Genomic DNA, 13,113 nt, shown 5'->3' with positions numbered 1-13,113 from the left:
GTAATTTTCGCACATACATTAATGAGTAATATATGTAAGGTGGTGGTAATGGCGATGAATACGGTTTTTCTTCATTTATCAGAAGAGGCAATTAAACGGCTGAACAAGCTTCGGGGCTGGCGTAAGGTTTCACGATCTGCAATTTTACGCGAAGCGGTTGAGCAATATCTGGAGCGGCAGCAATTTCCGGTGCGTAAAGCAAAGAGAGGCAGGCAAAGGGGTAAGACAGTAGGTGTTTATGATCAGTGTAAGGATCATAAGGAATGACAAAAATTTTTTTATTCTTGAATATAAAAAACCAGATGCCCTTATTCTGGTATTAATACAAGGTTGTTTTACTTGAACTTATAATAACTGCAACTGTTACATCATATCTGGAAAACGCCTCGCAAAAATAAAAAATGATTCGTAAATGAGCTTTCTTTAAAGATTCGACAAGGGTACTTTTCTCTCCATAGATTCAAAAATGATATTGGCGAGATATTTATGAACTCTCTGGTAGGTATAGATATGGGCAGAATTTTACTCGATTTATCGAATGAGGTGATTAAGCAACTTGATGATCTCGAGGTGCAGCGTAATCTTCCTCGTGCGGACCTATTAAGGGAAGCGGTAGATCAATACCTGATAAATCAATCGCAAACAGCAAGAACCAGTGTTCCTGGCATCTGGCAAGGGTGTGAGGAAGATGGTGTCGAATATCAGCGTAAGCTGCGCGAGGAATGGTAATGGGAAAAAATGATGTCAATCAGATTGCTGACAACGTGCGCGTTGTTCATGCCGGATGCGGTGTGAACGCCTTATCCGGCCTACAAAGTCATGCAAATTCAATATATTGAAGTTTATTGGTAGGGCTGATAAGCGCAGCGCATCAGGCAATCATACGCTTGTCATCAGTGACATACCCATAACCTTATCGATGTGTTGGAGGGAAGAACGAGGCAAACAGACAATTGCGGCATGATCTTGAATGGGTAACGCGGAATACGAGAGATGGTGTCGTCACACCCTATGAGCTGTAATCCGGGCGACCAGCGCCACCCGGAAAACGTCAGAGATTACTCCCCTTCACCCGGAAACAGGAACGGGTTGATGGAACTGCGGGCATAGCCTTCTTGCTCCATTCGCGCGTCCAGTACCAGAGAAGCGAGGTCATCTGCCACGGCTTCAACTTTCGGTTCTTTTTCCTGATAAAGAATCTTCAGGTAAGTGCCACAGTCATCGCAGCTTTCGGCTTTAATCGCGGCCTGTTCGTCATCCAGCGACCAGTAATGCAGTTTGCCGCTCTGCTCGCAGTTGCTGCATTTTACGCGCACTACGTGCCATTCGGTTTCACACAGGTTGCAGTGCAGGTAACGCAGACCCTGAGTGGTGCCAATTTGCACCATGCTGGACACCGGCATAGAACCACAAACCGGGCAATATTGACGTTGCTCGCCGTATTCAGCGCGGGCTTTGCCGGGGATCAGATTGGCCATCTGCGCCCAGTAGAGCGACAGTGCAGCCCAGATAAACGGCGCTTTATCGCTGCTGACGGATGAGAAATCAGAGGCAAACAGTGCGCTGGCCATATCTTCCAGCTCCTGAGTTGATGCCTTCTCCAGATTCTCAATCACTGCCAGCGCCGGGCCGCTCATTTCAGGTTTCAGCTCAGCAATCAGCGCCATCAGCAGCTTTTGCCAGTGCTTATCACGCGGCAGAACGTGAATATCCAGCGGGGGCTTGCCCTGTGCGCTGGCTTCTTTAATGCGCGCGGTCAGATCCATCTCCAGCGGATGGTCGTACAGCACCACTTCCTGGGCGTGGGCGATAAGCGCAGCAAAGCGCAGGTAATCACCCAGCGGATTATTTTCTGCCAGCTCGCGCAGACGCTCGGCGCGGCGGTTGTATAAATTCTTGAGCCGAGGGAACAATAACGGCGGAATCATATCCGCCGTACGTTTCTCGCTCGAACCCAGCTCATCTTGCGGGATTATGCGAATACTCATTCAGCTTTCTTTTCCGTTGTCTTGCGGACCTCACGGTACCAGCGCGGGTGATGTTTCTTCGCCCAGGCGCTGGTAACCCATCCTTCCACCATGGCGGTAATCGTGCCTTTCACCCAAAGGGCGGCGTAGATATGCACCATGATAACCACAATTAACGCCACTGCGGCAAATGAATGCAGCATTAACGCGAATCGGATCACCGGGATTGAGAAAGCAGGCGCAAAATAAGGACGCCAGATAATCACGCCGCTCACCAGCAGCAGAACCAGGAAAATAATCGCCGCCCAGAAAACGCATTTCTGACCGAAGTTATAACGCCCGGTGTCACCTACTTCCTCGTTGACGACGATCTTACGAATATTCTTCGCCCAAAAGATATCATCCCGATTGATTAGGTTGTGATGCCAGTAACGGAAAAACATGATGATGAACGAGGCAAACATAACCACGCCGACAAACGGGTGCAGAATTCGCGCCAGCTGCGGTGTGCCCATGATTTGCATCAACCAGTTGAAGGACGGGAACAAAAAGCCCAGCCCGCTCACCGCCGCCAGGATGAAGCAGAAGGCGGTGATCCAGTGGTTGATACGTTCCGGCGCGGTGTAGCGCACGATGGTGTCACGTCGTTTCATTTGCGCTCCTCGTCTTTCTCTTCGTGCAGATTATTCTCTTCCTCATCCGCACGGTTCGGACCGACACCCACGTAGTGGAAGATACTGGCCGCAAAGGTAGCCGCAAAGCCAACAGCCGCGAGCGGTTTCCAGATGCCTTTCCAGAATTTCACGGTTTCGCTGATTTCCGGGTTCTCCGGCAAGCCATGATACAGATTTGGCTTGTCAGCATGGTGCAGCACGTACATGACGTGTGTACCACCGACGCCTGCCGGATCGTACAGACCCGCATTGTCGTAACCGCGGGTTTTCAGCTCAGCAACGCGCTCGCTCGCCAGCGTTTTCATCGACTCTTTCGTACCGAAGTGAATCGCGCCCGTTGGGCAGGTCTTCACGCAGGCTGGTTCTTGCCCAACCACCACGCGGTCAACGCACAGCGTACATTTGTAGACGCGGTTGTCTTCCGGGTTGAGGCGCGGAATGTCGAACGGACAGCCCGCAATGCAATAACCGCAGCCAATGCACTGCTCGGACTGGAAGTCGACGATACCGTTGGCATACTGAATAATTGCACCTTCCGCCGGGCACGCTTTCAGGCAGCCTGGATCGGAACAGTGCATACAGCCGTCTTTGCGGATCAGCCATTCCAGTTTGTCGTTCTGCTCCACTTCCGAGAAGCGCATTACCGTCCACGATTTGGCGCTTAAATCATTGGGGTTGTCGTACACCCCAATGTTATTGCCGACGGTATCGCGAATGTCGTTCCACTCTGAACACGCCACCTGACAGGCTTTACAGCCGATACAGGTGGTGACGTCGATGAGTTTCGCCACTTCTTCCTGGAAGTCCCGCGCCTGAGGCGCGGGGGTCAGACCGTTAGTCGCGGAACGACGAATGATATCTTGAGATTGATAAGCCATATGTCGTCTCCGTTACACCTTTTCCACATTCACAAGGAAGGACTTAAACTCCGGCGTCTGCGTGTTCGCATCACCAACGAATGGCGTTAACGTATTGGCAATAAAGCCTTTTTTAGCTACGCCTTCATAACCCCAGTGAATCGGAATACCGATGGTATCGATATCTTTGCCGTTCGCTTTCAGCGTACGAATACGTTTGGTCACCACCGCTTTGGCTTTGATATAGCCACGGTTGGAGGAGACTTTCACGGTATCGCCCTGGGCAATGCCAAGTTTATTCGCCAGCGACTCCCCGATTTCCACAAACTGCTCTGGTTGCAAAATCGCGTTCAACAGCGCGTGTTTGGTCCAGTAGTGGAAGTGCTCGGTCAGACGATAGGTGGTTCCGACATACGGGAACTTATCGGCTTTACCCAATGCTTCGGCGTCGTCTTTAAAGATACGTGCAGCCGGGTTCGAGATAACGTTTGGATGCAGCGGGTTAGTTCCCAGCGGCGTTTCAAACGGCTCGTAGTGTTCCGGGAACGGACCTTCCGCCATCTTATCGAGGGCAAACAGACGCCCCATGCCTTCCTGCTGCATGATAAACGGCCCGACGCCGCTACCCGGAGGCGCTGCGCTGTAGTCCGGAATATCCCAGCCGGTCCACTTAGTGCCGTCCCATTTCAGCAACTGACGCTTCGGATCCCACGGGTTACCCTGCGGATCTGCGGAGGCGCGGTTATACAGAATGCGGCGGTTAAGCGGCCATGCCCATGCCCAGCCCAGCGTGTTACCGAGGCCAGACGGATCGGCGTTATCACGACGCGCCATCTGGTTGCCTTCCGGCGTCCAGCTACCGGCGAAAATCCAGCAGCCACAGGAGGTTGTACCGTCATCGCGCAATTGGGCGAACGAGCTAAGTTGTTGGCCTTTCTTGACGATAACCGCACCGGTTGCCGGATCGGTAATATCGGCCAGCGCCTTACCGTTGCTCTCCATCGCTACTTCTTCCGACTTCGGCTCATGCGGAATGGCGTAGTTCCAGGTCATGTTCAGCACCTGGTCCGGGTTCGCGCCACCCTGTTCGGCATACATCTTGCGCAAGCGCAGGAAGATACCGGAGAGGATCTCGCCATCAGTCAGCGCAATCCCCGGGGCGTCCGCACCTTTCCAGTGCCACTGCAACCAGCGACCTGAGTTAACGATTGAACCGTTCTCTTCTGCGAAGCAGGTCGATGGCAGACGGAACACTTCGGTCTGGATCTTCGACGAGTCAACTTCGTTCAGCTCACCGTGGTTCTGCCAGAAGTTAGAGGTTTCAGTGTTCAGTGGGTCGATGGTGACGAGGAACTTCAGTTTCGACAGACAACCGATCACTTTGTTTTTGTTCGGGAATGAGGCAACAGGGTTAAAGCCCTGGCAGATATAGCCATTGACCTTGCCCTCTTTCATCATCTCGAAGTACTGCAGGACGTCGTAGCCTTTATCCCACTTCGGCAACCAGTCAAAGCCCCAGCTATTTTCCGCCGTCGCTTTATCACCAAAGAAGGCCTTCATCATAGAGACGAAGAATTTCGGGTAGTTGCCCCAGTAGTTTACCTGGCCTTCCAGCAGCGGTTTTGGCGTGTTGGCGGTAAGGTAGGTTTGCAGATCGGTCTGCTTCTCGCTTGGCAGCGTCATGTAACCTGGCAGACTCTGCGACAGTAGCCCCAGGTCCGTCAGCCCCTGAATATTGGAGTGACCGCGCAGGGCGTTAACGCCGCCGCCGGCCATCCCCATATTGCCGAGCAGCAGCTGGATCATCGCCATCGTACGAATGTTTTGCGCACCAACGGAGTGTTGCGTCCAGCCGAGGGCATACAGGAACGAGGCAGTTTTATCGTGAGCACTGGTTTCTGCGATGTATTCGCAGACTTTCAGGAACGCGTCTTTTGGCGTACCACAGATGTTTTCAACCACATCTGGCGTGTAGCGGGAAACGTGCTGTTTCAGCAAGTTCCACACGCAGCGCGGATGTTGCAGCGTGGTATCGCGTTTGGCGAAGCCGTTTTCGTCCAGTTCATAAGTCCAGGAGGATTTATCGTACTTGCGTTTTTCCGCGTCGTAGCCGGTGAACAGGCCATCTTCAAAGCCGTAATCCTCACGCACTATCAGGCTGGCGTTGGTATAGGCTTCGGTGTATTCGCGGTTGAATTTTTCATTGTTCAGCAGGTACAGCAATACGCCTGACAGGAAAGCAATGTCAGTACCGGAACGAATAGGGGCATAGTAGTCAGCTACCGCCGCCGTACGCGTAAAGCGAGGATCGATCACAATCAGCTTCGCGCCGTTGTGAATTTTGGCTTCCATCGCCCAGCGGAACCCGACCGGGTGAGCTTCAGCGGCGTTACCGCCCATCACCACGACGAGGTTGGCGTTCTTGATGTCGACCCAGTGGTTGGTCATCGCACCGCGACCAAATGTTGGAGCAAGACTTGCTACCGTTGGTCCGTGTCAGACACGCGCCTGGTTGTCGACCGCGAGCATACCCAGCGCGCGGGAGAATTTTTGCGTTAAATAGCCGGTTTCGTTACTCGACGCGGAAGCACACAGCATCCCGGTGGAGAGCCAGCGGTTAACAGTCACGCCTTCGGCGTTTTGCGCAATGTAGTTAGCATCGCGGTCTTCTTTCATCAGTTTGGCGATGCGATCAAACGCCTCTTCCCAACTGATTTGCTGCCATTTATCAGAACCTGGCGCACGGTATTCCGGAAACTTCAGACGGCTTTCGGAGTGGATGAAATCCACCAGGCCAGCGCCTTTCGGACAAAGTGCACCGCGGTTGACCGGGTGATCCGGATCGCCTTCGATATGGAAGATAGATGCTTTGGCGTTTTTTGCTCCGTCACCGAGGCTGTACATCAACAGCCCACAGCCTACGGAACAATAGGTGCAGGTATTACGGGTTTCGCGGGTGCGCAGCAGTTTATACTGCCGGGTTTCCGCGAGCGCTACGCTGGGTGCAAAACCCAGTGCCGCTGCCGTGGTGCCTGCCATACCGCCAGCGCAGATCTTAAAGAACTGCCTTCTGCTGACCTGCATGGATTGCTCCTTGTTTCGACATTGTCACGTCCCATTTACATTCGCTTGCTGCGTGTGCAGGGAGTGGGAGTTATTTTTCTTTGCGGAAGGGGCCGCAAAGGTCCAGAATTGGCTCAATTTCCCTCCATCCAGGAAGGGTTTGTAACAGAATACCATAATGTTGGTGTGTGTGTTCTTATCTGGTTAAGAGAAAGTGAAAAAAACACAGCAAAAAGAAATCGAAAATGTGACAAATATCACAGGTGTTCGTCAAATTGAGTTATGGCGGCGTGATGATTTACAACACCCACGGTTAGATGAGGTCGCGGAAGAAGTTCCCGTTGCGCTGGTCTACAACGGCATTTCGCATGTGGTGATGATGGCGTCGCCCAAAGACCTTGAGTACTTTGCGATCGGTTTTTCGCTTTCCGAGGGGATAATAGAAAGTCCGCGCGATATCTTCGGCATGGATGTCGTTCCTTCCTGTAATGGTCTTGAAGTACAAATTGAGCTTTCCAGCCGCCGCTTTATGGGGTTGAAGGAGCGCCGCCGGGCGCTGGCGGGACGTACGGGCTGTGGCGTATGCGGCGTGGAGCAACTTAATGACATCGGAAAACCGGTGCAGCCGCTACCGTTCACCCAGACGTTTGATCTCAACAAACTGGATGATGCATTACGTCATCTCAACGATTTTCAGCCAGTGGGGCAACTGACTGGTTGTACTCACGCCGCTGCCTGGATGTTGCCATCTGGCGAACTGGTCGGCGGGCATGAAGACGTGGGTCGCCATGTGGCGCTGGACAAACTGTTAGGCCGCCGGTCACAAGAAGGGGAAAGCTGGCAGCAAGGTGCGGTACTGGTTTCCAGTCGTGCCAGTTATGAAATGGTGCAAAAGTCGGCGATGTGCGGCGTAGAGATTTTGTTTGCGGTGTCTGCCGCGACCACGCTTGCTGTAGAAGTGGCTGAGCGTTGTAATCTGACGCTGGTGGGTTTTTGTAAGCCGGGTCGGGCAACGGTTTATACCCATCCGCAGCGTTTGAGCAATTAATTAAAATAAGTCCTGCGATATATATTAAATTGCAGGACTTATTCATTTCGTGAATTTTATTATTTTATTTATAAATAAAACGCGTGTAGTGGCGTTTTCTTTTTTCATTTATTATGTTCACTCTCTTATCTATATATTTATAAGGCAATTAAATGAAAAGGAATTTATTATCTTCCGCTATTATAGTCGCCATCATGGCCCTCGGTCTGACGGGTTGTGATGATAAAAAAGCCGAAACAGAAACGCCCCCGCCTGCCAATAGTCAACCTGCCGCACCAGCTCCTGAAGCTCCCGTTGCAAAAGCAGAAGCTAAACCTGAAACACCTGCGCAACCGGTGGTCGATGAACAAGCGGTTTTCGACGAAAAAATGGATGTCTATATCAAGTGCTATAACAAGTTACAGATCCCTGTACAGAGCAGTCTGGCGCGTTATGCTGACTGGCTGAAAGATTTTAAACAGGGGCCTACCGGTGAAGAGCGTACTGTTTATGGCATCTACGGCATTAGTGAATCCAACCTCGCTGAGTGTGAAAAAGGCGTAAAAAGTGCTGTGGCGTTAACGCCTGCGCTGCAACCTATTGATGGCGTGGCGGTGAGTTATATCGATGCTGCCGTGGCGTTGGGTAATACCATTAACGAAATGGATAAATATTACACCCAGGAAAATTATAAAGACGATGCGTTTGCGAAAGGGAAAACGCTGCACCAGACATTCTTAAAAAATCTGGAAGCCTTTGAAGCTGTAGCAGAATCTTATCATGCGGCGATTCAGGAAATTAACGATAAGCGCCAGCTTGCGGAACTGAAAAATATTGAAGAAAGAGAAGGGAAAACATTCCACTATTACTCTCTGGCAGTCATGATTTCAGCGAAACAAATTAATAACCTGATATCGCAAGATAAGTTTGATGCAGAAGCGGCAATGAAGAAAGTGTCTGAACTGGAAACGCTGGTGGCGCAGGCCAAAGAAGCGGATAAAGGCGGCATGAATTTCTCGTTTATTAATTCGGCAGGCCAGTATCAACTCGAGGCTAAAAAATACGTTCGCCGCGTCAGAGATAAAGTCCCGTACTCTGACTGGGATAAAGAGCAACTGCAGGACGCAAACTCAAGCTGGATGGTCGACGACTCTTTCCCGAGAGCATTACGCGAGTACAACGAAATGGTTGATGACTATAATAGCCTGCGTTAAACGTTTTTGATGATAAATGCAGTGTCGGATGCGGCGCATCCGACACAGTTCACCCCTTGTGAAGTAACTCCATAAATGCCTCATATCCTGTTAACCCGGCAATAACCTCTGCCGGATGCTGACACAATACGCTTGCCAGATAGCTAAATATTTTTAGCTCATGACGCGCATCGGCGGCGGCGCAGGCGATCAAGACATGGTTAATGACTTCGTTATTCACCTCAACTGGTTGGGCGAGGGTAATAAAAAATCCACGAAAACGTCGCTCCTGTTCGCTCCAGCAATGTGGGATGGCGAGGCGATTAACAATCAGGTTTTCACCTTCGCCTTCGCGGGCGATGATGCGTTGTGCTTCATCGGCGGTAATATGGTGTTGTGCCACTAATTGCGCACAAATTTGCCGGGTAATATGTTGCCAGCTTTCACCGCGTACATTCGAATAATGAAAACTTCCGGGGGCAGAGAAAAAACGCTCCGGCTGTTGGCGAATAAATGCCGTCGCCAGAAAATGTTTTATTTGTTCGATACCGGCAGCCGTAATGATATTTTTTACGGTGATGTAATTATTTACCGCGTCATCCAGTAAATAATGGCTGTTGTTAATGATCAATAACGGCTCAATCTCTTCGCGAATGGCAACAAGTTCGCTTAAGCTACGGGCAATAATCACCCGACAATGTAAAACATCGCGCTCAATGGCGAGCTGATTAATAGTGGCAATCGCGTTCTGGTCCGAGAGCAAAATGATCGGCTGGCGTTCGTTTTGATGCCGTTCCAGCGCACAGGCAAAATACAAACCGATCAGATCGCTGTCGAAAAGGGGAATATCGAGCTGTTCACGCAGTAGCGTAATAAAGTGCAGACTCATATCAAAGGCCGCAGGCCAGGCGGCTTTCAGGTTATTCATGCTGCTTTGGCGGTGCTCAGCAATCCACACCGGTGCGGCAAGGCAACGTAATAAATGCCCGGTAATATTCTCAACCAACTGCGTATCAATAATATTCAATGACGCGATGCCTGGCACCCTTTGCAGCAACCCCAGCACATGATCGGCTGAAATTACCTGCGCTTGCTGATGCTGTTTCTCTATCAAACCCGTCAGGGTTCTTACAGCGTTATCACCGAGAAACAGGCCGCACTGTTCAACGATTTGTTTTATCTCGTTACCGGGATATTGCGGCCATATGTCAGTAAGCTGATTACGCAGGGCGTAAATCGCCAGAATCAGGCTGGAGAGATAATCACCCTGCATCAGCGGCCAGCGGTGTTGGTTGTCGCAGGCCGTGGATAAATGCTGAAGGTTGTCTCGTGTTATGCCCGCCAGCGGAATTAAAAACGGATCTTTGCGTAGCAAGTTCGCCAGCAAGATAACGCGCTTCTCTTCTGTTTCATCAATGAAATGGCCCAAACCGGGGCGACTGGCCAGGCAACAAGTGCGTTCATAACGCTGTTTTAACCGGGGCAGACGTTCTGCTACCCACGTTTCTGGCAAATTAAGCGCCGAGGCGAGTTGCGCACGGGGAGTAAAGGTATTTAGTAATAATAGCGCCAGCAGCCGATCGTCGTTATCGTGCTTTTGCAGCAACTGAAAAAAGCTGCGGCGCTCGAAGATTTCCAGCTGATAGCCCGCACTACCACTGGCGAAAATGCGGGCTTTGCCGTTAAGGGTGAAGTTGAGATAGTCAATATCACGCAGGATGGTCCTGCCTGAAACGCCAGTCTGTTGCGCCAGCTCTCCAGGCGTGCGCGGCTGTTGCTCCAGCAGATCGACAATCTTTAACTGGCGTTCGTTTAGCATTAATCCACCTGACGGAACTGGCTAAACGCGTTGACTTTCTCCGCAGTTAAGGTCGTCAGAAAATCCCGTATCAGCGTGAGCAGAGCATCGTAATCGGCTTTTGAAATCATGCCGCTGTTAGCGTGCAGATAACGAGTTGGCAGACACAGCGCGACAACCGGACGCCCGCCGCCCATCACGTTGTAGCGCCCGCCATCCGTCGCTCCGGTTTTCATGGTGGAAAATTGCAGCGGTAAATCGTTATGTGCGGCACAGTTTTTTAACACTGCTACCAGTTTCTGGTTGGGGAAGTAGCGCTTGTCAAACAGCATCAGCCCCGGCCCCTGGCCCAGTTTCAGCGGGTATTTAATGTTATCAATGCCCGGAACATCACCTGCGACAGCGGTATCCAGCACAATCACCACATCCGGTTTAATGTGTTCCGCCGAGGTTTGTGCCCCGCGTAGCCCAACTTCTTCTTCCACACTGCCAACGCCGTACAGCGTAATTTCTGGGTTATTTACTGTCTGTAGTAGCTCCGCCATCATCGCGCAGCCGATGCGGTTATCCAGCGCCTTTCCGACTACTTTATCTTCGCCCCAGCAGGCAAAATTGGCTTCCGGGCTAATAAAATCGCCAATTTCAACGCCGCGCTTTTCCGCTTCTTCGCGACTGTTCGCGCCAATATCAATGAACATCTCATCAAATGACAGCGGTTGTTGCTTTTGCTTTTCCGTTAACGCATGAGGCGCGACGGAACCAATCACACCAGGGATTTTAAATCCCTTGTGTGTGCGTATGGTTACCCGGTGGTTGAGCATCGACTGATTCCACCAGCCGCCAATGGTGGTGAAGCGCAGAAAACCGCTCTCGTCGATGTGGGTGACCATAAAGCCGACTTCATCCATATGCCCGACAACGGCAACTTTTGGACCTTTATTCCCCTTACGGGCAACAAAGCTGCCCAGACCATCAAAGGTGATTTCATTAACGCAAGGTTCCAGCGTGTTTATCAGAATGTCGCGAACTTCCTGTTCATCGCCGCTGACGGCGCTGGCTTCGCACAACTGTTGCAGTAACTCAATGTTCATGGACAAGCTCCTGTTGCGCGGCTTTCGCTTTGCGGCGTAACCACAATCCTTTCAGGACGATAATGAATGAAATGTTCAGCGCGAGGCCAATCGCCAGCACCAGATAAAACGAACCCACCGGCGACATCAGGCCGATCAGCGGGTCAAAGATACCCAAACCAGGTGCCAGACGTTTGATTCCGAAAGCGATCACCAGCACGCCGGTAATGCCACCCGCCAGCGTATTGGCGGTAATCATCGGCAACGGAGCTGCCAGAGCGTAAGGTATAGCCGGTTCGGTTGCGACTGTGGCACCGACCACAATGGCACTACTGGCAGCCTCTTTTTCCTGTCGGGTAAACAGTTTGGGCGCAATGAACGTCGCAAGACCCGCCGCAACGGGCGGCATCAACGCGACAACGCCGACGATGGCGTACCAGTCATAAATGTGTTTTTCCAGCAGTGAGAAGCAGAAGAACCAGGCGGTTTTATTGATGGGGCCGCCCATATCGAACGCCAGCATCGCACCGACCAGAAACGCTGCCGCAAACTTCATTGATGGAGGAATGGTATTCAGGAAGTGGAGCAGCCCGCCCATGAGGTCGGACATCACCGGCCCGATAACGTAGTAAGTGAGCACGCCGAAAACCAGCAGAGTAACGAACGGGATCAGCATTGAACCGAGCAGCGGTTGTAATGCTTTGCCAAGGCGCACTTTGCGGAACCAGAAGACGAAATAGCCAATCGCCAGCCCCAGCACCACCGCGCCGAGGAATCCCGCACCCGACTGGGTGCCGAGCAGCGCTTTGTCGTTCGCCAGATAGCAAACCAGAAACGCCGGAGCGAAAGCCGGTTTATCGGCAATCGACGAGGCAATATAAGCGCCCATGATGGGGATCATAAAGGTGAAGCCGAGGTAACCGATGGATTCAACTACCCAGGTAAACGACGGCGCACCTTTCGACATATCGGTATATGGCAAACCGAACTGCACCAGCATGTTGGCAAGCGCCACCAGAATACCGCCGCCGATGACAAACGGCAGCGCCGCAGAGACGCCCGCCATCAGGTGGCTCATCACGCTGCCGCTTTGCACTTCCTGTTTGCCAAGCTTCACGCCGCTATCTGCAGCAAAAAGATGCGAGTTTGTTGGTAATTCACTGAAAATCTGATCGATATTTTTCAGCGCCTGGGAGATGGCAATCTCATAAACCTTCTTCCCGGCAAACCGCGCGCGATCGTCACCGCTCAGGCCACGCCCGGTAGCGAGAATGACGTAATCGGCAGCGGCAATCTCTTCGCTGGATAAGCGGTTTTCGACGCCGCTTGATCCTTGAGTTTCAACTTTAATGGTATGACCGAGAGAACGGGCTTTCTGTTCCAGGGCTTCCGCCACCATGTAGGTGTGAGCGATCCCGGCGGGGCAGTTGGTGATCGCGACAATACGTAAGGATGACTCCATCG

At 51.7% G+C, this 13,113-nt stretch carries 11 protein-coding genes; 4 read left to right on the top strand and 7 right to left on the bottom strand.

Features of this window, described 5'->3' with window-relative positions; translation table 11 throughout:
• Positions 1-48: 48 nt before the first annotated feature.
• Together ACJHXA_RS17880 and yiiF are read left to right on the top strand one after the other, a co-directional pair.
• Entirely contained in the window at positions 49-267 is a 219-nt protein-coding gene (locus ACJHXA_RS17880; RefSeq protein WP_141087839.1) for a CopG family transcriptional regulator, read from the top strand.
• 219 nt (positions 268-486) lie between these two features.
• Entirely contained in the window at positions 487-729 is a 243-nt protein-coding gene (gene yiiF, locus ACJHXA_RS17875) for a protein YiiF (RefSeq protein WP_001087409.1), read from the top strand.
• 329 nt (positions 730-1,058) lie between these two features.
• Here yiiF and fdhE read toward each other — a convergent pair whose 3' ends face one another.
• Genes fdhE through fdnG form a run of 4 tightly spaced genes read right to left on the bottom strand, consistent with a single transcriptional unit; the run spans position 1,059 to position 6,582 of the window.
• Positions 1,059-1,988, bottom strand: coding sequence for a formate dehydrogenase accessory protein FdhE (fdhE, locus tag ACJHXA_RS17870; protein ID WP_000027708.1), 930 nt, complete (start codon positions 1,986-1,988; stop codon positions 1,059-1,061).
• A complete protein-coding gene (gene fdoI, locus ACJHXA_RS17865; protein ID WP_000829013.1) occupies positions 1,985-2,620 on the bottom strand; it encodes a formate dehydrogenase cytochrome b556 subunit in 636 nt (211 codons plus the stop codon). Before fdoI ends, fdhE begins: the two co-directional genes overlap by 4 nt.
• On the bottom strand, positions 2,617-3,519 hold the full coding sequence (gene fdoH / locus ACJHXA_RS17860) for a formate dehydrogenase O subunit beta (protein WP_000331377.1): 903 nt from the start codon (positions 3,517-3,519) through the stop codon (positions 2,617-2,619). The genes fdoI and fdoH overlap by 4 nt, the downstream gene beginning before the upstream one ends.
• A gap of 12 nt (positions 3,520-3,531) precedes the next feature.
• Positions 3,532-6,582, bottom strand: coding sequence for a formate dehydrogenase-N subunit alpha (gene fdnG / locus ACJHXA_RS17855; RefSeq protein WP_011310337.1), 3,051 nt, complete (start codon positions 6,580-6,582; stop codon positions 3,532-3,534).
• 193 nt (positions 6,583-6,775) lie between these two features.
• On the opposite strand from fdnG, the gene fdhD reads away from it, so the two are divergent.
• Both fdhD and ACJHXA_RS17845 read left to right on the top strand, forming a co-directional pair.
• Entirely contained in the window at positions 6,776-7,609 is an 834-nt protein-coding gene (gene fdhD / locus ACJHXA_RS17850; RefSeq protein ID WP_000753583.1) for a formate dehydrogenase accessory sulfurtransferase FdhD, read from the top strand.
• A 152-nt stretch (positions 7,610-7,761) separates the two neighbouring features.
• Positions 7,762-8,802, top strand: a complete 1,041-nt coding sequence (locus tag ACJHXA_RS17845) for a YiiG family protein (protein ID WP_001317404.1) — start codon at positions 7,762-7,764, stop codon at positions 8,800-8,802.
• A 49-nt stretch (positions 8,803-8,851) separates the two neighbouring features.
• Here ACJHXA_RS17845 and ACJHXA_RS17840 read toward each other — a convergent pair whose 3' ends face one another.
• Genes ACJHXA_RS17840 through ACJHXA_RS17830 form a run of 3 tightly spaced genes read right to left on the bottom strand, consistent with a single transcriptional unit; the run spans position 8,852 to position 13,111 of the window.
• On the bottom strand, positions 8,852-10,600 hold the full coding sequence (locus tag ACJHXA_RS17840) for a putative frv operon regulatory protein (RefSeq protein WP_000931314.1): 1,749 nt from the start codon (positions 10,598-10,600) through the stop codon (positions 8,852-8,854).
• Positions 10,600-11,670 (bottom strand): aminopeptidase, encoded by a 1,071-nt coding sequence (locus ACJHXA_RS17835; protein WP_001019466.1) that lies wholly within the window; start codon positions 11,668-11,670, stop codon positions 10,600-10,602. Before ACJHXA_RS17835 ends, ACJHXA_RS17840 begins: the two co-directional genes overlap by 1 nt.
• Positions 11,660-13,111, bottom strand: a complete 1,452-nt coding sequence (locus ACJHXA_RS17830) for a PTS fructose-like transporter subunit IIBC (protein WP_000446010.1) — start codon at positions 13,109-13,111, stop codon at positions 11,660-11,662. The genes ACJHXA_RS17835 and ACJHXA_RS17830 overlap by 11 nt, the downstream gene beginning before the upstream one ends.
• Positions 13,112-13,113: the final 2 nt, after the last annotated feature.

The organism is Escherichia sp. WS33, from assembly GCF_046486385.1.
In the GTDB taxonomy this organism is placed as follows: domain Bacteria; phylum Pseudomonadota; class Gammaproteobacteria; order Enterobacterales; family Enterobacteriaceae; genus ECMA0423.
This window is presented reverse-complemented; position numbering and strand designations above follow the sequence as displayed.